General features: G+C 67.0%; 17 protein-coding genes. 8 read left to right on the forward strand and 9 right to left on the reverse strand.

Annotation, left to right across the window (positions count from 1 at the left end; all coding sequences use genetic code 11):
* Positions 1 to 126: 126 nt before the first annotated feature.
* Positions 127 to 1,662, reverse strand: a complete 1,536-nt coding sequence (locus A1D30_RS17835) for a circularly permuted type 2 ATP-grasp protein (protein ID WP_063462063.1) — start codon at positions 1,660 to 1,662, stop codon at positions 127 to 129.
* 87 nt (positions 1,663 to 1,749) lie between these two features.
* Entirely contained in the window at positions 1,750 to 4,320 is a 2,571-nt protein-coding gene (locus A1D30_RS17840) for a DNA internalization-related competence protein ComEC/Rec2 (RefSeq protein ID WP_063462064.1), read from the reverse strand.
* Between the two features lie 152 nt (positions 4,321 to 4,472).
* On the opposite strand from A1D30_RS17840, the gene A1D30_RS17845 reads away from it, so the two are divergent.
* Entirely contained in the window at positions 4,473 to 4,931 is a 459-nt protein-coding gene (locus A1D30_RS17845; protein ID WP_063462065.1) for a RidA family protein, read from the forward strand.
* A 229-nt stretch (positions 4,932 to 5,160) separates the two neighbouring features.
* On the opposite strand, the gene A1D30_RS17850 is transcribed toward A1D30_RS17845, so the two are convergent.
* The 4 genes from A1D30_RS17850 to A1D30_RS17865 form a co-directional block, all read right to left on the reverse strand.
* On the reverse strand, positions 5,161 to 6,927 hold the full coding sequence (locus A1D30_RS17850) for a methyl-accepting chemotaxis protein (protein ID WP_063462066.1): 1,767 nt from the start codon (positions 6,925 to 6,927) through the stop codon (positions 5,161 to 5,163).
* Between the two features lie 268 nt (positions 6,928 to 7,195).
* Complete coding sequence (parC, locus tag A1D30_RS17855) at positions 7,196 to 9,553, reverse strand: DNA topoisomerase IV subunit A (RefSeq protein WP_063462067.1); 2,358 nt, start codon at positions 9,551 to 9,553, stop codon at positions 7,196 to 7,198.
* Between the two features lie 10 nt (positions 9,554 to 9,563).
* The gene (locus tag A1D30_RS17860; protein ID WP_242421932.1) at positions 9,564 to 10,355 is read right to left on the reverse strand and encodes a lytic transglycosylase domain-containing protein; all 792 of its coding nucleotides are present in this window, start codon (positions 10,353 to 10,355) and stop codon (positions 9,564 to 9,566) included.
* A 104-nt stretch (positions 10,356 to 10,459) separates the two neighbouring features.
* The gene (locus A1D30_RS17865; RefSeq protein ID WP_063462069.1) at positions 10,460 to 12,442 is read right to left on the reverse strand and encodes a DNA topoisomerase IV subunit B; all 1,983 of its coding nucleotides are present in this window, start codon (positions 12,440 to 12,442) and stop codon (positions 10,460 to 10,462) included.
* 129 nt (positions 12,443 to 12,571) lie between these two features.
* Here A1D30_RS17865 and A1D30_RS17870 point away from each other — a divergent pair, with 129 nt between their 5' ends.
* From A1D30_RS17870 to A1D30_RS17890, 6 genes are all read left to right on the forward strand, one after another.
* On the forward strand, positions 12,572 to 13,789 hold the full coding sequence (locus A1D30_RS17870; RefSeq protein WP_063462070.1) for an MFS transporter: 1,218 nt from the start codon (positions 12,572 to 12,574) through the stop codon (positions 13,787 to 13,789).
* A gap of 14 nt (positions 13,790 to 13,803) precedes the next feature.
* A complete protein-coding gene (locus A1D30_RS26070; RefSeq protein ID WP_199866007.1) occupies positions 13,804 to 13,959 on the forward strand; it encodes a hypothetical protein in 156 nt (51 codons plus the stop codon).
* A gap of 83 nt (positions 13,960 to 14,042) precedes the next feature.
* Entirely contained in the window at positions 14,043 to 14,597 is a 555-nt protein-coding gene (locus tag A1D30_RS17875; protein WP_063462071.1) for a class I SAM-dependent methyltransferase, read from the forward strand.
* A gap of 30 nt (positions 14,598 to 14,627) precedes the next feature.
* Positions 14,628 to 15,527, forward strand: coding sequence for a 4-hydroxy-tetrahydrodipicolinate synthase (gene dapA, locus A1D30_RS17880; RefSeq protein ID WP_063462072.1), 900 nt, complete (start codon positions 14,628 to 14,630; stop codon positions 15,525 to 15,527).
* Positions 15,528 to 15,581: 54 nt separating this feature from the next.
* Positions 15,582 to 16,676: an outer membrane protein assembly factor BamC gene (gene bamC, locus A1D30_RS17885; protein ID WP_082836511.1), complete on the forward strand. Its 1,095-nt coding sequence runs from the start codon at positions 15,582 to 15,584 to the stop codon at positions 16,674 to 16,676.
* A 100-nt stretch (positions 16,677 to 16,776) separates the two neighbouring features.
* Positions 16,777 to 17,574, forward strand: coding sequence for an MBL fold metallo-hydrolase (locus A1D30_RS17890; protein WP_063462073.1), 798 nt, complete (start codon positions 16,777 to 16,779; stop codon positions 17,572 to 17,574).
* 123 nt (positions 17,575 to 17,697) lie between these two features.
* On the opposite strand, the gene A1D30_RS17895 is transcribed toward A1D30_RS17890, so the two are convergent.
* From A1D30_RS17895 to A1D30_RS17905, 3 genes are all read right to left on the reverse strand, one after another.
* Entirely contained in the window at positions 17,698 to 17,982 is a 285-nt protein-coding gene (locus tag A1D30_RS17895; RefSeq protein ID WP_082836512.1) for a hypothetical protein, read from the reverse strand.
* A 264-nt stretch (positions 17,983 to 18,246) separates the two neighbouring features.
* A complete protein-coding gene (locus tag A1D30_RS17900) occupies positions 18,247 to 18,768 on the reverse strand; it encodes a hypothetical protein (RefSeq protein ID WP_063462075.1) in 522 nt (173 codons plus the stop codon).
* Between the two features lie 13 nt (positions 18,769 to 18,781).
* Positions 18,782 to 19,918, reverse strand: a complete 1,137-nt coding sequence (locus A1D30_RS17905) for a cupin domain-containing protein (RefSeq protein ID WP_063462076.1) — start codon at positions 19,916 to 19,918, stop codon at positions 18,782 to 18,784.
* Positions 19,919 to 19,971: 53 nt separating this feature from the next.
* On the opposite strand from A1D30_RS17905, the gene A1D30_RS17910 reads away from it, so the two are divergent.
* A complete protein-coding gene (locus A1D30_RS17910; RefSeq protein ID WP_063462077.1) occupies positions 19,972 to 20,496 on the forward strand; it encodes a hypothetical protein in 525 nt (174 codons plus the stop codon).
* Positions 20,497 to 20,522: the final 26 nt, after the last annotated feature.

Consider the following 20,522-nt stretch of genomic DNA (forward strand, 5'->3'; position numbering starts at 1 on the left):
GAGAACCCCGCACGTGCTGCGCACGCACGCGGTGTTGTATCGAAAGCCCCATGGCATGGGGCTTTTCAGCCCGCTCTGTATATCGGGACATCCAGAACAAATGGTCGGCGGTGCGGCTCAGCATGTTCAGTGGCTCCCTTGCGATTGACTTTGTGACTGGCCTTGGCCCTGGGACTGCGACTGGGATTGCACGGCTTTGGGTTGCGCAGCGGGCGTCCCCTCGCCCAGCACCCAGGTGTCCTTGGTGCCACCGCCCTGCGACGAATTCACCACCAGCGAGCCCTCCTGCAGCGCCACGCGCGTGAGGCCACCAGCGGCCATCTGCACCTCGCGACCGCTGAGGACGAAGGGGCGCAGGTCGATGTGGCGCGGTGCAATGCCACTTTCCACATAGGTGGGGCAGCTCGACAGGCTGAGCGTCGGCTGGGCGATGTAGCCCGACGGGTTGGCAATCAGCGCGCGGCGGAAGTCCTCGATCTCGGCCTGGGTGGCCGCCGGGCCAATCAGCATGCCGTAGCCACCCGCGCCGTGCACTTCCTTGACCACCAGGTCTTTCAGGTTCGCCAGCACATGCTGCAGGTCGTCCTGCTTGCGGCACATCCAGGTGGGCACGTTTTTCAGGATGGGCTCTTCGCCCAGGTAGAAACGGATCATCTCGGGCACATAGGGGTACACCGATTTGTCGTCGGCCACGCCCGTGCCCACGGCGTTGCAGATGCCCACGTTGCCCGCGCGGTACGCCTCCATGAGGCCATGGCAGCCCAGCGTGGAGTTGGGGCGGAAGACCTGCGGGTCGAGGAAGTCGTCGTCCACCCGGCGGTAGATCACGTCCACCCGCTGCAGGCCGCGCGTGGTGCGCATGTACACAAACTTGTCCTTGACGACCAGGTCCTGCCCCTCGACCAGCTCCACGCCCATCTGCTGGGCGAGGAAGGCGTGCTCGAAATACGCACTGTTGTGCATGCCGGGCGTGAGCACCACCACCGTGGGCTCGTCGGCCGCCGCCGGGGCACTGGCGCGCAGGGTTTCGAGCAGCATGTCGGGGTAATGCGCCACCGGCGCCACCTTGTGCAGGCTGAACAGTTCGGGGAACAGCCGCATCATCATCTTGCGGTTTTCAAGCATGTAGCTCACGCCGCTGGGCACGCGCAGGTTGTCTTCGAGCACGTAGTACTCGCCGTTGCCCTGGGCATCGGGGGCACGCACGATGTCGATGCCCGCGATGTGCGCATAGATGTTCTGCGGCACATGCAGCCCGGCCATCTCGGGCCGGTATTGCGCGTTGTTCAGGATCAGGTCGGCGGGCACGATGCCGGCGCGGATGATGTCCTGGCCGTGGTACACGTCGTGGATGAAGCGGTTGAGCGCCGTGACGCGCTGCACCAGGCCCTGCTGCATGCTGGCCCACTCGTGGGCCGGGATGATGCGGGGGATCAGGTCGAACGGGATCAACCGCTCATTGCCTGCACCGCCCTCGTCCTTGGCGCCGTACACGGCGAAGGTGATGCCCACGCGCCGGAAGATCATCTCGGCTTCGGCCCGGCGGGCCTGCATCACGTCAGGGGGCTGTTTGCTCAACCACTGCGCATAGCGCTTGTAGTGTTCCCGCACGTCGCTGCCATCAAACGGCAGCATGGCGTACATCTCGTCAAATTTCTGCATGAACGGGCCTCCTGCAAACAGGATAGCAAGTTGTGCGCCCACCCCCTTGGCAACAGCCCCTGGCGCTACTGCGCCATGCTTTCGCAATCAATCGCTCCGTGGCACCATGCTGTGCTGCCAATAACGGCGGCCGGTGTCGCGTTCACACGCCACCGCATCGGGAGCCACAGACACCCAGGTGGCCGCCCCGCAGCGGGATGACTCCACCACGCGGATGTCGCGCTCGCGGTAGCGCTGCAGCACATCGGGCGCGGGGTGCCCGAAACGGTTGCGGTACCCAGCCTGCACCAAAGCGGTGCGCGGCTGCACGGCCTCCAGCAAGGCGGGCGATGACGACGTCTTGCTGCCATGGTGGGGCACCAGCAGCAGGTCGGCCTGCAGCGCCGCGCCCCGCGCCACCAGGGCCTGCTCCTGCGCGGCCTCGATGTCCCCCACCAGCAAAACCGACGGTGCCTGGGCACCGGCGGCCACCACGCGCAACACGCAGCTCAGGGTGTTGGGGCGTGGTGGGCGAGTTGCCGGGGCGCCATCCCCCGCCAGCGGGTGCAGCACCTCGAAGGCCACACCGTCCCACTCCCAGCGCTGGCCTGCAAGGCAGGGCCGGGCGGGCCGCAGGGCCTGCAAGCCGTGGTCGGCCTCAATGGAGCCGGTGAGTTCGGCCCCCGGCTGCTGCGCCAGCACTGCCGCTGCGCCGCCCGTGTGGTCGGCATCGCGGTGGCTGAGCATGAGCACATCCACCCGCTCGCCCAGCGCGCGCAGCAGCGGCACCAGCACGCGGTGGCCTGCATCGCTTTCGCGGCTGAAACGCGGCCCCGCGTCGTACAGCAAACTGTGGGTGGCGGTGCGCACCAGCACCGCGTTGCCCTGGCCGATGTCGGCCGCCAACAGCTCAAACTGGCCCGCCGCAGGCCGCGCGGGCTGCCACCAGAGCACCGGCAACAGCAGAGGCAGCGCCAGCAACCGCAGGCGCCATGGCAGCCGCATAGCCAGCAGTGCGCCACCCGCCACGGCGGCCACGCCCGCCCACAGGGGCGCGGCGGGCAAAAACAACACCGCCCCAGGCCACTGCGCCAGCCACTGCAGCCAGGCGGTGAGGGGCCACAAGCTCCAGGCCGCCAGGCTCCACAGCGGCGCCCACACCACGCCGCCCAGCGCCAGCGGCGTGACCACCAGCGTCACCCACGGGATCGCCACCAGGTTGGCCACAAACCCCACCACCGACACCTGGCCAAACAGCAGCAGGCTCAGGGGCGTAAGCGCCAGCGTGACCACCCACTGCTCGCGAAAAAGTGCATAAAAATGCCCCTTTACGCCTGTCCCATATACCTTTCCAGCTATTGGATTAGTAGCAAACAGCACCCCCACAGCCACAAAACTCAGCCAGAAACCCGCTTGCGCCAGCGCCCACGGGTCTGCCAGCACCACGGCGGCACAGGCCAGCAGCCACACGTGGGGCCAGGGCCAGCGCCGCCCGCTCCACTGCAGCAGCGCCACGGTGCACAGCATGATGACGGTGCGCTGCGCGGGCACGCCCCAGCCGCTGAACAGCGCATAGGCGCTGGCCAGCACCACCCCGGCCAGCAGCGCCGCCGACGGCGCAGGCACCCACAGGCACAGGCGCATGGAACGCCGCCACAGGGTGCGTACCACGGCAGCTGCCAGCCAGGCAAACAGCGTGATGTGCAAGCCCGAAATGCTCATGAGGTGGGCCACGCCCGTGGCGCGGAACATGTCCCAGTCCGCACGGTCGATGGCGCGCTGGTCGCCCGTCACCAGGGCCGCCACCACGCCTGCGATGCGTGCGCGGCCCGGGTCGCTGGCCTCGTCTGCACCCCGGCCCAGGCGGTCCAGGAGGGCATCGCGCACGCTTTGGCGTGCCTGCTCCACGGGGTGCTGCCAGGTGGTGGCCTGGCGGCGCGGCGGCACGTCCTTGGGGCCGGCACGCACATAGCCGGTGGCCTGCACGCCCTGCTCCCAGGCCCACAGCTCAAAGTCAAACCCATGGGGGTTGCGCAGGCCGTGGGGCGCCTTCAGCCGCACCGTCATCTCCCAGCGCTCGCCCGCACGCACCGGGGCGGGCTGGCGCTGCAGGTCCACCGCATCGCCCGCATCGCGCACGAAGGCACCGCCATACCAGGCGACCTCGATCCGGGGCGGCAACTGCACCGGGCTGCCCTGCAGCAGCGCAGACACCACCTCCAGGCGCAGCCGGGTGCCCGCCTCGTTGGTTTGTGGCATGGCCGACACCACCCCGGTCACGCGGATGTCCTGCCCCTCCAGCGCCGGGTTCAGGCCCTGCTGCAGATAGGCCGTGGCCCGCAAGCCACTGACCGCCGCCATAGCCATCGCCCCGGCCAGCAGCACCAGCACCGCCGCCGCAGCAGCGCGCCCCCGCGCATGGCGCACCGCACCCGGGCGGCATGGGCGGCTGGCGGCAACCCCGCACCAGCCCACCACCAGCGCGGCGCACAGCAGTGCGGCATAGGCGCCAGCGTCCCACAGGCCGGGTTGCTGCAACTGCAGCGCCGCCCCCGCCACCACCCCCAGCAGCAGGGCGGGCAGCTGCCACGGCGCCACGGGCTGCAGCCAGTCGCCCGCCCCGAGCGCGCCTTCGGGGCGGGGCAAGGTGGTGGCATTAGAGGCGCTTATGGCGGGCATGGGCTGATGCTAATGCCGCACCGGCCCCGGGGCGGCTGGATTCGGCGCGCGCTGCTGTGTAACACTCGTCCCCGACCCGGCGCGGGGGCACGCCCCGCCCTTTTCATTCCCGTCACCATCCCTCCACCACCCACTCCAACCCGAGGAAGACCATGAGCGTTTACGACAAGCTGAAAGAACTCAACATCACCCTGCCCCCCGTGTCAGTGCCCGCCGCCGCCTACGTGCCCTATGTGCAGACCGGCAACCTGGTGTTTCTGAGCGGCCACATCGCCCGCAAGGACGGCAAGCCCTGGGCTGCACAGTTTGGCCGCGACATCGGCACCGAAGAAGGCAAGGCCGCTGCGCGCGCCGTGGCCATCGACCTCCTGGGTACCCTGCATGCCGCCACCGGCGGCGACCTGAACCGCGTGCAGCGCATCGTGAAGGTGATGAGCCTGGTCAACTCGACCAGCGACTTCACCGAGCAGCACCTGGTGACCAACGGCGCCAGCGAGCTGCTGGGCCAGGTGTTTGGCGACAAGGGCGTGCATGCACGCAGCGCCTTTGGCGTGGCGCAGGTGCCCATGGGTGCCTGTGTGGAGATTGAGCTGATCGCAGAGCTCGGATAACCCCCCTGAGTCGCTGCGCGCCTCGGTGCGTCCGCCAGAGGCGGCCGCTCTTCGGGCTCGTCCAAGCCTGCGCAGGCAGGCTTGGAGCCGCGGCCCTCAGCCCCCTCTCCCGCCTTGCTGCGCAATTCGGGAGGGGGACGCTCCCAGCGCGGCGGGGCGGCCCTTGCGCGGGAGCGCTGGCTTGCGGCGTGCCAGTTTCGATGGCCTGCTGCACAAGCCGCGCTGCGGTTTAGAACGACTCCCAGTCCTCGTCCGCGCCCTGGGCCAGGGCGGGTGCCGGGGCCTTGGCCTTGGCTGGCGCGGGTTTGCTGCCCGCAGGGGCTGCCTGGGCGATGCGCTGGGTGGCCGGTTTGCCTGCCATGGCGGTCTTGGCGGGCGCTGATGGCACACGGGGGGCCTGGGGCGCTGGCTTGTGCGCCACATGCACGGGCGGCGCCACCCCGGTATAGGCCGCCCCGTTGACCTTGAACACCGACACCACCTGCGCCAGGTGTTCGGCCTGCTCGCGCAGGCTCTGGGCGGCGGCGGCGCTTTCTTCCACCAGTGCGGCGTTCTGCTGGGTCATCTGATCAAGGTTGCCCACAGCCTGGTTGACCTGTGAGATGCCCGCGCTCTGCTCGGACGACGCGGCTGTGATCTCGCCGATCATGTCCGTCACGCTCTGCACCGAACGCACGATGTCGTTCATGGTCGTGCCCGCATCGGCCACCAGGCGGGTGCCGGTTTCCACCTTCTCCACCGACGCGCTGATCAGCGTCTTGATCTCCTTGGCCGCTTCGGCGCTGCGCTGCGCCAGGCTGCGCACCTCGCTGGCCACCACGGCAAAACCCCGGCCCTGCTCGCCCGCACGGGCGGCCTCCACGGCCGCGTTCAGCGCGAGGATGTTGGTCTGGAACGCAATGCCGTCAATCACGCCGATGATGTCCGAGATCTTCTTGCTGCTGTGGTTGATGTCTTCCATGGTGGAGACCACCTGCGTCACCACCGTGCCGCCCCGCTCGGCCACGCCCGTGGCGCTGGCGGCCAGGGTGCTGGCCTGGCGCGCGCTGCTGGCGCTTTGGGCGATGGTGCTGGTGAACTCCTCCATGGCCGCCGCCGTCTGCTGCAGGTTGCTGGAGGTCTGCTCGGTGCGCGCCGACAGGTCGTGGTTACCGGTGGCGATCTCGGCGCTGGCGATGGCAATGCTGTCGGTGCTCTGGCGCACCTGGTGCACCATGCGCCCGAGCGAATCGCTCATTGCGTACTGCGAGCGCAAAAGGTCGCCAAACTCGTCGCCGCGCGTGACCGCGCCCTGCTCGCTCAGGTCGCCCGCAGCAATCTTGGCCGCCAGATCGTTGGCCTGCGCCAGCGGGCGCTGGATGCTGCCGATCAGGTAGTAAGCCCCGGCGATGATGGCCGCCAGCAGCGCCGCCACGGCCACGGCCGCGATCTTCACGGTGAGCATGCGCGAGGCCGCCATCTCGGCCAGGCGGGCCTCGGCCGTGCTCTGCTGCAGCTCCACAAAGTCGCGCAGGGTCTTGATGTATGCGGCCACGGCCGGGTTGTAGGTCTGCTTGACCAGGGTCACGGCCTCGTCGGCCTTGCCATCGGCCTTGAGCTGGCGGGCCTTGCCCCGCAGGTCGATCATGGTCTTGCGCGCCTGGGCAATCTTGGCCATCTGCGCCTTGTCGGCATCGGACAGGGCCAGGCTCTCCAGCGATTTCTGCACCTCGGTGATCTGCGCCGAGGTCGCGGCAATCACGTCCTTGAACTCGGCCTCGACCGCCGGATCGCTGCTCACGATCATCGCCTGGGTGCGCGCGGCATTGGTCTCCGTCAGGCCCGCCCAGCGGATCGCGGTGCTCACGCGGGTCTGCATTTCGCGCGACACAACATCGGCCTCGGCCTGCACCTTGGCCGACCGGTAGGCAGAAAAGCCCACCACCCCGGCCAGCATGACCACGATAAAAATGACGGCGAGCCACAGCTTCTGGGCAATGCGGATGCGTTTGAACATGATGGTCTCCTGTCGTTATGGGCGGCCCTGGCACCTGGGGGCCTTGGTGCCTGCTTGTCTGGCTGGCGGGCCCGGAAACCGGCAGCCCCATCGCCCCTGACCCCACCGGCGTGCGCAGGATCCGGGCGAGCGGCCGCAGGCCAGCACAGACATTCGCTTACATATGGTGCGCCTGATCGGGCATTTCGTCCAATCCGTAGCAACCCGTGGAAAACCACCGCCCATGAAAAAAGCCACCCGGAGGTGGCTTCTTCGTCTGGCGTGGGGCTTACTCCACCCGCGTCACCGCTGTGGGCTTGAAGCCCAGGTCCGCCGCCTTGCCCTTGCGGCCGCGCGCGGCGCGGGCGTTGTTCAGGCTGCGGATTTCCAGCGTTTCGTCGCGCACCTTGCCGCCCCGGCCGATGCCATCGAGGCGGATGCTGCGGGTGTAGGCCGCCGCGCCTGCGAGCTGGTCCTTGTCTTCCAGGTCGATCAGCATCAGGCCCCGGCCACCGTTGGCCATGGTTTTCAGCTCGGTGATCTCGAACGTGAGGATGCGCCCGCCGGTGGACGCGCAGGCCACATGCGTGGCGGGCAGCACCGGTTTGCTGCCCGTGCTGCCTGCTGCGTGCGAGGGTACGCACACGGTTTCGCCCTCGCCCAGCGTGAGGAAGGCCTTGCCGCCCTTCTGGCGCGACACCATGTTCTCGACCGCCGCCAGAAAGCCGTAGCCGCCGGAGTTGGACAGCAGCAGCGTGGCGTTGGCGGGCCCTGCAAAGTAGTGGAGCAGCTGCGTACCGGCCTCCAGCTCAATCAGCGTGGTCACCGGCTGGCCGTCACCGCGTGCGCCAGGCAGCAGCGACACGGCCACGGAATACACGCGGCCATTGCTGCCAAAGGCCAGCAAGGTATCGACCGTGCGGCACTCGAACGTGCCATACAGTCCGTCGCCCGCCTTGAAGGCAAAGCTGGCCGCCTCGTGGCCGTGGCCGGTGCGCGCGCGCACCCAGCCTTTTTCCGAGACAACCACCGTGACGGGCTCGTCCACCACCTTGACTTCGGCCACGGCCTTTTTTTCGGCCTGGATCAGCGTGCGGCGCGCGTCGGCAAAGGTCTTGGCGTCGGCCTCGATCTCTTTGACCATGGTGCGGCGCAGCGAACCGGGGTTGTTCAGGATGTCTTCGAGCTTGCCCTGGCTTTCGCGCAGTTCTTTCAGCTCCTGCTCAATCTTGATGGCTTCGAGCCGCGCGAGCTGGCGCAGGCGGATTTCGAGGATGTCCTCGGCCTGGCGGTCGCTGAGGTTGAAGCGCGCGATCAGCGCCGCCTTGGGTTCTTCGGCCTGGCGGATGATGGCGATCACCTCGTCGATGTTCAGCAGAACAATCTGACGGCCTTCGTAGATATGGATGCGGTCCAGCACCTTGTTCAGCCGGTGCTGGGTGCGGCGGGTGATGGTGGTCTGGCGGAAGGCGATCCACTCCTCCAGCATCACGCGCAGCGACTTCTGCACGGGCTTGCCGTCCAGGCCCACCATGGTCAGGTTGATGGGGGCCGAGGTCTCCAGGCTGGTGTGGGCCAGCAGCGCGGTGATCAGCTCCTGCTGCGGCGTCTTGCCCGTCTTGGGCTCGAACACCAGGCGCACCGGCGCGTCCTTGCTCGACTCGTCACGCACCACGTCCAGCACGGCCAGCATGCTGGCCTTGAGCTGGGTCTGGTCTTGAGATAGTGCCTTCTTGCCCGCCTTGACCTTGGGGTTGGTGATCTCTTCGATCTCTTCCAGCACCTTCTGCGTGCTCACGCCGGGCGGCAGTTCGTTGACCACCAGTTGCCACTGGCCGCGTGCCATGTCTTCGATCTTCCAGCGCGCACGCACCTTCAGGCTACCACGGCCGGTGCGGTAGGCGTCGGCAATGTCGCCAGGGCTGCTGATGATCTGGCCGCCACCGGGGTAGTCCGGGCCGGGCACGATGGCCAGCAGCTCGTCCTGGCTCAGCGTTGGCGTCTTGATGAGCGCCACACACGCATCGGCAATCTCGCGCAGGTTGTGGCTGGGGATTTCGGTGGCCAGGCCCACGGCAATGCCGCTGGCGCCGTTGAGCAGCGCGAACGGCAGGCGGGCGGGCAACTGGCGCGGCTCCTCGGTGCTGCCGTCGTAGTTGGGCATGAAATCGACCGTGCCTTCGTCGATTTCATCCAGCAGCAGGCTGGTGATGCGCGACAGGCGCGCTTCGGTGTAACGCATAGCGGCAGCGCCATCACCGTCGCGGCTGCCGAAGTTGCCCTGGCCGTCGATAAGGGGGTAACGCTGCGCAAAGTCCTGCGCCATGCGCACCAGCGCGTCGTAGGCCGACTGGTCGCCGTGCGGGTGGAAGCGGCCCAGCACATCGCCCACCACGCGGGCGCTCTTGACCGGCTTGGCAGCGGTGTTGCGCGTGGGGCCGCTGTAGCCCAGGCCCATGCGGTCCATCGAATACAAAATGCGCCGCTGCACGGGCTTGAGGCCGTCGCACACATCGGGCAGCGCACGGCCCTTGACGACCGAGAGCGCGTATTCCAGGTAGGCGCGCTGGGCGTAGCCCGCCAGGCCCAGGGAGTCGCCCCCGTCATCGCCTGCGGTGGTGAAATCAAGAGTGGGTTGGTCGCTCATTCGTTAGCGCTCATTCGTTCGGAATCGTCGGTAAGGGTTCAAACGCGGTCTGCGGCGCGCTGCGGGTCTGTGCCACCTGGGCGGGCGGCAGGTTGCCCCGGTTTTGCGCACCGCCCGTCAGCTCCATGCGCACACGGCCCGGCAGGGCGCGCTGTGTCAGCACGGGCGCAGGCGGCTTGAGCTGGGCATACAGGCCCAGCACGGTGCGCACGTAGTTCTGGGTTTCCTTGAAGGCCGGGATCTGGTTGCCCGCCTTTTGCACGGCGCCTTCGCCCGCGTTGTAGGCGGCCACGGCCAGGTCCATGCGACCGGGGAACAGGTCGAGCAGGTGGCGCAGGTAACGCGTGCCGGTGGGCACGTTCACGGCGGGGTCGGCCAGCTTTTGCTCCACCGTGCGCTTCTTGTCTGCACTCACGCCAAAACGGCTCGCCGTGGCGGGCATCACCTGCATCAGGCCCACGGCGCCCTTGGGCGACACGGCGGTGGCGTCAAAGCCGGATTCGGTGGCGATCACGGCCTGCAGCAACTCGTAGTCCACGCCATGTTGGCTAGACGCAGCGCGCAGGTGGTGCTTGACGCGCTTGTAGTCGGGCGCAATGTCGAAAAACGCCAGCAGGCGCGCGCCCGCTGCAGGCAGCGCATAGGGCATGGGGGATGCATTGGCCGGTGCATCGCGGGTGGAGTCGAAGTCGTTGCCGCGAAAAAACAGCTGGTAGCGCGCATCGACCTGCTCGGCCGCAAAGTGCGTCACGCCGCGCTCATCCACGTGCGCCCACAGGTCTGCATGGGCAAATTGCTGCATAAAACATAGCAATAAACCCAATACAGATGCGCGGAAAGCACTGTTTTTATTCATATTTTTCGCCACAAACACCCGGCGGTGAGCGTCGGTTCGTTCACACCTTCCTAGATGTCGATCTCGACCGCGTCGCCATGCAGCTCCATCAGCTCGCGGCGCGCGGCGGCTTCGCCCTTGCCCATGAGCTTGGTGATAAGCCCCTCGGTGGCGGCAAAGTCCATGTCGCCCAGCTGCACGGGCAGCAGGCGGCGGGTGTCGGGGTTGAGCGTGGTTTCCCACAGCTGCTCGGCGTTCATCTCGCCCAGGCCCTTGAAGCGGCTGATCTGGCACTTCTCTTTCGGCACGCCGTCCTTGGCGCATTTGTCGAGGATGGCCGTGAGTTCGCCATCGTCCAATGCATACATCTTGGCGGCGGGCTTCTTGCCCCGCGCGGGCACGTCCACACGGAACAGCGGTGGGCGCGCCACGTAGATGTGACCGGTCTCGATGAGCTTGGGAAAGTGGCGGAAGAACAGCGTGAGCAGCAGCACCTGGATGTGCGAGCCGTCCACGTCCGCGTCGGACAGGATGCAGACCTTGCCGTAGCGCAGGCCGCTCAGGTCGGGCGTGTCGTTCGGCCCATGCGGGTCCACGCCGATGGCCACCGAGATGTCGTGGATTTCGTTGTTGGCAAACAGGCGATCGCGCTCCACCTCCCAGGTGTTGAGCACCTTGCCGCGCAGCGGCAGGATGGCCTGGCTTTCCTTGTCGCGGCCCATCTTGGCGCTGCCACCGGCCGAGTCGCCCTCGACCAGGAAGACTTCGTTGTGGGCAATGTCCTTGCTTTCGCAGTCGGTGAGCTTGCCGGGCAACACGGCCACGCCCGAGCCCTTGCGCTTTTCGACCTTCTGGCCCGCCTTCTGGCGCGTCTGCGCGGCCTTGATGGCCAGCTCGGCGAGCTTCTTGCCGTATTCCACGTGCTGGTTGAGCCAGAGTTCGAGCGCCGGGCGCACAAAGCCGCTGACCAGGCGCACCGCGTCGCGCGAGTTCAGGCGCTCCTTGATCTGGCCCTGGAACTGCGGGTCGAGGACCTTGGCGGACAGCACATAGCTGGCGCGCGCAAACACGTCCTCGGGCAGCAGCTTCACACCCTTGGGCAACAGGCTGTGCAGCTCGATGAAGCTCTTGACCGCGTTGAACAGGCCGTCGCGCAGGCCACTTTCGTGCGTGCCGCCTGCGCTGGTGGGGATCAGGTTGACATAGCTCTCGCGCACCGGCTGGCCGTCTTCGGTGAAGGCCACGGCCCAGGCGGCGCCCTCGCCTTCGGCAAAACTCTCGTTGTTGCGGTCGGCAAAACCCTCGCCTTCAAACAGCGGGATCACCGGGTCGCCGTTCAGCGTCTGCATGAGGTAGTCGCGCAGGCCGCCCTTGTACTGCCAGGTTTGCGTGTCGCGCGTCTTTTCATTGACCAGCTGCACCGTCACGCCCGGCATCAGCACGGCCTTGCTGCGCAGCAGGTGGGTCAGCTCGCCCATGGGCAAGGCGCTGGATTCGAAATACTTGGCGTCGGGCCACACGCGCACCGAGGTGCCCTGCTTGCGCTCGCCCGCCTCCAGCGGCCGGGCCACCAGGGGTTCGATCACATCCCCCGCCGAGAACACCAGGCGCGCCACCTTGCCTTCGCGGTAGCTGGTGGCTTCCAGCCGGGTTGCCAGGGCGTTGGTGACCGACACGCCCACGCCGTGCAGGCCGCCGGAGAAGCTGTAGGCGCCGCCCTTGCCCTTGTCGAACTTGCCGCCCGCGTGCAGCCGGGTGAACACTAGCTCAATCACCGGCGCGTTTTCCTCGGGGTGCATGCCAAAGGGGATGCCGCGGCCGTCGTCTTCGACGCTCACCGAGCCGTCGGCATGCAGCGTGACGCGGATCTTCTTGCCGTACCCGGCCAGGGCCTCGTCGGCGGCGTTGTCCAGCACTTCCTGGATGATGTGCAGGGGGTTGTCGGTGCGGGTGTACATGCCCGGGCGCTGCTTGACGGGCTCCAGGCCCTTGAGCACGCGGATCGAACCTTCGGAATATTCGCTGGCGGAAGCAGAAGACGGTTTGGCAGACATAGCGGCGAATTGTAGTGCGGCAGGCGCGGCGTAGCTGGATAAAAAACCAGTCATTGCCGACCTTACCGCGCACTGTATTGGTCACGGGTGTATCAGCGCGTTTCACGCAATCTGGCTACATTCCTGCGCATGCATATGAATCCTCCGAAACTGTCCATGTTCCAGGTGCTGGCCTGCGGTGCGGCCATCGTGACCCTGTCGATGGGCATCCGCCATGGCTTTGGCCTGTGGCTGCTGCCCATCACGCAAGAGATGGGCTGGACGCGCCAGTCGTTTGCGCTGGCCATCGCCATCCAGAACCTGTCCTGGGGCCTGATCGGCATTTTTGCGGGCATGGTGGCCGACCGGTTTGGTGCGTTTCGCGTGCTCATGGGCGGTGCCGTGCTGTATGGCCTGGGCCTGGCAGGCATGGCACTGTCGCCCACGCCCACGCTGTTTGCACTGACGGCGGGCGTGCTGATTGGCGCGGCACAGGCAGGCACCACCTATGCCGTGATCTATGGTGTTCTGGGACGGCAGATTGCACCGGAGAAACGCTCGTGGGCCATGGGCGTGGCGGCGGCGGCGGGTTCGTTCGGGCAGTTCCTGATGGTGCCGGTCGAAGGCTGGCTCATTGCGGGCCTGGGCTGGCAGCAGGCGCTGCTGGTGCTGTCGATGGCGGTGCTGCTCATCGTGCCGCTGGCCTTTGGGCTGCGCGAGCCAGGCTTCAAGGGCGCAGCCCCGGTCAAGCGCGAGCAGACCATCGTGCAGGCCCTGGGCGAGGCCTTCCGCTACCCCAGCTTCAACCTGCTGATGGCGGGTTATTTTGTGTGTGGCTTCCAGGTGGTGTTCATCGGCGTGCACATGCCCAGCTACCTCAAGGACCATGGCCTGTCGCCGCAGGTGGCCAGCTATGCGCTGGCGCTGATCGGGCTGTTCAACGTATTCGGCACCTACATCGCCGGCACGCTGGGCCAGCGTTTGCCCAAACGCTACATCCTGGCGTTTATCTACTTTGCCCGCGCGGCGGTGATCACCGTGTTCCTGCTGGTGCCGCTGTCGCCGCTGTCGGTGTATGTGTTCTCCGCAGTGATGGGCACGCTGTGGCTGTCCACCATCCCGCCCACCAACGCAACCATTGCGCAGATCTTTGGCGTGCAGCATTTGTCGATGCTGGGCGGCTTTGTGTTCTTCAGCCACCAGATCGGCAGCTTCCTGGGCGTGTGGCTGGGCGGTTATCTGTATGACGCCACCGGCAACTACGATATCGTCTGGTACATCGCCATCGGCCTGGGCGTGTTTGCCGGGCTGGTGAACCTGCCCGTCAAGGAAAGCCCCATCCAGCGCTCTGCCCCGCAGCCTGCCTGACCTTCCCGCCCGCCGTGCACACGCCACCACCGCCCCCCAAACCCAGGCCGCGCGCCCTGCGCTGGCTGGGCGCGGTCGTGGCGGTGCTGCTGTGCCTGGCGGTGTTTGGCCTGTACACCGTGCCCGAGTTCATGGTGATGCTGGCCGACCAGATGTGGGCGTGCTTCTGACGGCCACATCGGGTAGATTCAAGGCTTTTTGGGGCCTCTGCGCGCGCTGAACAAGCCTTTATAGCTATAAATTTAATAGCATCATGCACGGTACCGAAGCCCCCTCCGCATGGGTCCGCCGCTGGGCCCACCTGATTCCCTCCGGCAGCACGGTGCTGGACGTGGCCTGTGGCGCGGGCCGCCACCTGCGCTGGCTGCGCAGCCTGGGGCACCCGGTGGTGGGCGTGGACCGGTCCGCCGAGGCCCTGGCCGCCTGTGACGGCCTGGGCGAGCTGCTGCTGGCAGACATCGAGAACGGGCCCTGGCCCCTGGCGGGGCGCCAGTTTGGCGCCGTGGTGGTCACCAACTACCTGTGGCGGCCGCTGCTGCCCACCATCGTCGAGAGCGTCGCCGCCGGTGGCGTGCTGGTCTATGAGACCTTTGCCCTGGGCAACGAAACCGTGGGGCGCCCCGCGCGGCCCGAGTTCCTGCTTGCACCCGGCGAGTTGCTGGGCGCCTGCCAGGGGCTGCGCGTGGTGGCCTACGAAGACGGGTTCCTGGACGAACCCGCACGTTTTGTGCAACGCGTCACGGCCGTGCGGGAACTCCCGCAGGCTGGCGAGCCTTCCCGGCATCTTTTGTCCATCGCGGCTAGTTAGAATGCCCTTTTACCGTTTTTCACTGCGGACATGACCTCTTCCTCCGTGCCTCTTACCGGCAGCATCGTCGCCCTCGTCACCCCCATGCACGCGGACGGCAGCGTGGACTACCCCGCCCTGCGCAAACTGATCGACTGGCATATCGCCGAAGGCACCGACTGCATCGGCGTGGTGGGCACCACGGGCGAATCGCCCACGGTCAATGTCGAAGAGCACTGCGAGATCATCCGCGTCGCGGTCGAACAATCCGCCAAGCGCGTGCCCATCATGGCCGGCTGCGGCGCCAACTCCACCGCCGAAGCCATCGAGCTGGCCAAGTTCGCGCGCGGCGTGGGGGCCGACAGCCAGCTGCAGGTCGTGCCCTACTACAACAAGCCCACCCAAGAGGGTCAGTTCCAGCACTTCAAGGCAATTGCCGAAGCCACGGGCGACCTGCCCATCGTGCTGTACAACGTGCCCGGCCGCTCGGTGGCCGATATGCAGCACGACACCGTGCTGCGCCTGGCCCAGGTGCCCGGCATCATCGGCATCAAGGAAGCCACCGGCAACATCGAACGCGCCCAGTGGCTCATCCGCGACGTACCCCAGGGTTTTGGCGTGTACTCGGGCGACGACCCAACCGCCGTGGCCCTGATGCTGTGCGGCGGCCACGGCAACATCAGCGTGACGGCCAACGTGGCCCCGCGCCTGATGCACGAGCTGTGTGTGGCGGCCCTGGCAGGCGATGCGCGCCGCGCCATGGAAATCCAGTTCAAGCTGATGCCCGTGCACAAGAACCTGTTCGTCGAAGCCAACCCCATCCCGGTCAAGTGGGCCATGGCCCGCATGGGCCTGTGTGGTGGCACCATGCGCCTGCCCATGACGCCGCTGGCCAGTGGCAACGAAGCCGTTGTCGAGGCTGCACTGCGCAGCAGCGGCCTGCTGGCCTGATCCAACCCGGGCCACGCCCGGCTCCCTGAGACACTTCTTCCCGAGGATTTCCGCGTGAAAGCTGCTACCACCCGCCTGAGCCTGCTGGCCCTCGCCATGGCCCTGTCCGCCTGCGCCGCCCTCGAAGGCGACAAGATCGACTACAAGAGCGCTGCCCGGGGCTCGACCCTGGAAGTCCCGCCCGACCTGACGCAGCTGTCGCGCGATTCGCGCTACGCCGTGCCAGGTGGCCCGGTATCGGCCGCCGCCCTGCAGGCGGGCCAGGCCGCGCAGCCCTCCGGCACGGCCAACGCCGCAGCCCTGCAGCTGGGCGATGTGCGCATCGAACGCGACGGCAACCAGCGCTGGCTGGTGGTCAACCGCCCCGCCGACAAGCTTTGGGAGCCCGTGCGCGACTTCTGGCAGGAAAACGGCTTCAACCTGACCCAGGCCGAGTCCAACGTCGGCATCATGGAAACCGACTGGGCCGAAAACCGCGCCAAGCTGCCGCAGGACTTCATCCGCTCCACGCTGGGCAAGATGCTGGACTCGCTGTACTCCACCGGCGAACGCGACAAGTTCCGCACCCGCCTGGAGCGCAATGCCAATGGCAGCACCGAGATCTACATCAGCCACCGCGGCATGATCGAGGTCTATGGCACCACCACCAAGGACAACACGGTGTGGCAGCCCCGCCCCTCCGACCCGGAGCTGGAAACCGAATTCCTGCGCCGCCTGATGGTCAAGCTGGGCGTGAGCCAGGAGCAATCCCGCGCCATTGCCGCCGCCCCGGCGCCGCGCGCGCAGACAGCACGCATGGCCACCGTCAACAACCAGCCGGTGGTGCAGCTGGACGAGGGCTTCGACCGCGCATGGCGCCGCGTGGGCCTGGCACTGGACCGCACCGGCTTCACGGTGGAAGACCGCAACCGCAACGAAGGCACGTACTTCGTGCGTTATGTGGCCCCCAGCGCCGACAAGAAAGAGCCCGGCTTCTTCGGCAAGCTGTTCAGCAGCTCCTCGGCCGCCATACCGCCGCTCAAGTACCGCATCGTGGTGCGCAGCCAGGGTGAGTCCACCACGGTGTCCGTGCTCAATGAAGCAGGCGCCCCCGACACCTCGGCCAATGCCGAGCGCATCGTGCGCGTGATCACCGACGACCTGAAGTAACAAACCCGGGCGCTCCCACACCACCACCCTGCCCTGGGCTCCCGGCCCCTGGCAGGGTGTGTTTTTTAGAGCCCCCGTCCGCCCCGCCCACCACTGTTCCATGCTGCGCTTCAAGAACCTGGGCAGCGGCAGCACGGGCAACGCCACCGTGGTCGAGGGCCGCAGCGGCGCACAGATGCACCGCCTGCTGATCGACTGCGGGTTCGGCATCCGCCAGCTGCAAGCCCGGCTGGCCCAGGCGCAGCTGCAGCCTGAAGACCTCGACGCCGTTTTCATCACCCACGAACACTCCGACCACATCGGCTGCGCCCAGGCCCTGGCCGTGCGCTACCGCATTCCGGTGTGGATGAGCGAAGGCACCCACGCGGCCCTGGGATTCCCGGACTTCGACGGCTTGTTGCATGTGGCGCGTGACATGCAAGCCATGGATCTGGGCAGTTTCCAGGCCCTGCCTTTCACGGTGCCCCACGACGCCCGGGAGCCGCTGCAGCTGCGCTGCTCCGACGGCAATGCCCACCTGGCGGTGCTGACCGACCTGGGGCATGCCAGTGCCCATGTGCTGGAGCAGCTCCAAGGCTGCCACGCCCTCCTGATCGAGGCCAACCACGACCCCGACATGCTGCAGGCCTCGCGCTACCCGCCCTTTTTGAAGCGCCGGGTGGGCGGCCCCTACGGCCACCTGGCCAACGCCGCCACGGCCGAGATCCTGCACGCAGTGCAGCACGTAGGCCTGGGGCAGGTGGTGGCCGCCCACCTGAGCGCACAGAACAATGTGCCCCGCCTCGCGCAAGAGACCCTTGCCGCCGCGCTGGGCTGGACAGCCGAGGACATCATCGTGGCCAGCCCCACTCAGGGGACCGACTGGCTGCGCGTGGGCGACAGCACCTCAAGCCTCTGACCAGGCCAGGCCAGGTGCGGGCAACCCCCGTCACAGACAAAAAGGCAAAAAAAAGCCCCGAACCTTGCGGTGCGGGGCCGTGGCACAGGCCGACCATGGGGTCAGCCCGGAGCCTGCAGCGATTTACTTGGCTGCGGAAGCGCCGGTAGCGGCGGTGGCAGCAGCGTCAGCAGCAGCCTTGGCAGCGTCGGCAGCAGGAGCAGCGGCGGCGTCAGCAGCAGGAGCGGCGGCAGGGGCTGCAGCTGCGTCGGAAGCAGCAGGAGCGGCTGGTTCGGCGGCAGGAGCGGGCGCAGCGGCAGGAGCTTCCACGGGTGCGGGAGCAGCTGCTGGAGCGGGCTCTTCCTTCTTGCCACAAGCGGCGAGTGCAGCAGCAGCGATCAGGGCGGCCAGAACGAGAGAGTTCTTCATTTCGATTTTCCTAGTTGGACAGACAGAATCTTGAAAAGCCACGGCGTCAGGCCCTCAGAAGCCCTGGTACGCATTGGCACAAAGCGTTGATTTGCACCTTTTTGGCGCAACCACCGATTATATTGATTTTTAGTCAATACTGACTAACACTGACGAAAGCTTTACACCCGCTTGACTTCGCGCATGGGATGCGAAGCCGTGGCGGCCCTGCCACACAGCGGCCCGCACTGTCCGATCCACCCGGACCGCTTGCAAAGCGGAGGTTTACAGGCCCAGCGTGGTCGAAGGAAACCCGGGCGTGCTCTTGCTGCGCACCCATTCATTGAGTGACTCCCGCAACAGCACCCGGCGGTCGGGCTCGCTGCCCGCCACCCCCACGCAGCGCTCCGGGTCCAGCCGGTGCATGACCCACTGCGGCGACCACAGAGCACTGGGCAGGTCCAGGGGGTCGGCCGCCGGGCTGCGGCGGCAGGTGATGATGTGGTCCCAGGTGCCGCGCCAGCGCACAAACCGCGCGTGGCGCCGGATCACGTCGTCATAGCTGCAGGCCAGCATGGTGAAGCGTCGGCCACTGTGGGCCCAGTCCTGCAGGGATTCGACCACGCTGCGCTCGCCCAGCGGCCAGTCGTGGAAATGGGCGTCGCTGATCACAATCTCCTGCCAGCCATCCCGCGCCGCCGTGGCGAAGGCATCACGCACCATCTGCTGGAATGCCTCCCGGCCACTGAACCGCCCGGTGGGCAGGTCGTGCAGGGGCTCGGGCGGAGGGGCTGCCGCATCGGTCATCACGGTCTCCTGGTCAGTGGCTGCCCGTCCAGACATGGGCCCAGCCCGCATCGCACCAGGAGGACAGCAGTTCCAGCGCATCGTCGCTGGCGCGGGCCAGCTCGCGCGCCGTCAGCTGGCGCTCGTCGGCCAGGCGCCGCATCAGCGTGGCGTCGCGCCCGGCGGCGCGGTAGCTTTCGCCATTGATGAAGATGTGCTGCGCGTCATACATCATGCGGCTCTTGCGGTCCAGGCGCACACCTTCCAGCATCACCCCCGCATCCCCGGGCTCGAACCACACACTGGGCTTGGGCTCGGTGAGGTATTCGCCGAGCGCGCGCTCCAGCACCAGGGGCTGCGCCAACGCGCGGGCGAGCGCTTCGCGCGCAAATGCATGCAACCCTGCCGGAATGTGAGCAGGCTGCGCAACGGCCTCCTGGCCTGCGTCGCGGTACAGCAGGGGCTTGCCCTCGTCGGCATCCCCGGCATCTTCCGCCAGGCGCACCAGCAGCTCCTGGGCCAGCTCTGCACGCGCCGGGGCGCGGAAACCGATGGAGTAGGTCATGCACTCACCTTCGGCAATGCCGTCATGGGCATACCGCGGCGGCAGGTACAGCATGTCGCCCGGCTCCAGTACAAACTCCTCTTCGGGTTCGAACTGCGCTAGCACCTTCAGGGGAATGTCATCACGCAGCGCCAAGTCCTTCTGGCGGCCAATGCGCCAGCGGCGCTTGCCATGGGCCTGCAGCAAGAAAACGTCATAGCTGTCGAAGTGTGGCCCTACGCCGCCGCCGTTGCTGGCATAGCTGATCATGAGGTCGTCCAGCCGCGCCTCGGGCACGAAACGAAACTGCTGCATCAGCGCATGGACCGCATCGTTGTGCAGATCCACCCCTTGCACCAGCAAGGTCCAGTCGGGCTGCTGCAAGGCAGGCAGCGCACGGCGGTTGAAGGGGCCGTGGCGCAGTTTCCAGGCGCCCTTGACCAATTGCACCAGGCGCGACTCCACGCCTTCCTGGGCAGCCAGTGCAAACAGCTCGGAACGCAACACGGGCGGTGCGAACTGGGGAATGGCCTGGCGCACCAGCAGGGGCTTCTTCTGCCAGTGGCGGCGCATGAATTGCGCGGGGGTGAGGCCACCGAGCAGGGAGAGGGGTTGCTGGATATCCATGGGAAAACAGGACCCCTGGGCGGGGCGGTTGGTCAAACTGCGACAATTCTCCTATGGAAATTACCCAACAATGTGTGGTCGCACTGACCTGGACACTCAAGGACACGCTGGGCGAAGAACTGGACGTGCTCGATGAGCCCGTGGAGTTTCTGGTCGGCGGCGACGATCTTCTGCCCCGCATCGAAGAGGCCTTGCAAGGCCACGGCCCTGGTGCCAGCCTGGCGCTGCACCTCGAACCCGAGGATGCTTTTGGCGACTTCAACGACCAGCTGCTGTTTCTGGAACCCCGTGCGCTGTTCCCCGCAGAAATCGAGGAAGGCATGACGTTTGACGGGATGGCCCTGCCGGAAGGTTGCAACCCGGATGCCCCCCGCACCGCGCTCTATACCGTGGCCGAGATCTACCCCGAACATGTGGTGCTGGATGGCAACCACCCGCTGGCGGGCATTGCGCTGCGCTTGCAGCTCACCGTGCAGGCCGTGCGCGAAGCCACCGAGGAAGAAATTGGCCGCGGCACGGCCGGGACAGGCTTCTTTCGCGTGCAGCCCCAGGCACCCGGCAGCTCGCTACTGCACTGATCCTCTCGCGGCAAGATTCCCATCAG

This window comes from Acidovorax sp. GW101-3H11, from assembly GCF_001633105.1.
Lineage (GTDB): Bacteria > Pseudomonadota > Gammaproteobacteria > Burkholderiales > Burkholderiaceae_C > Acidovorax.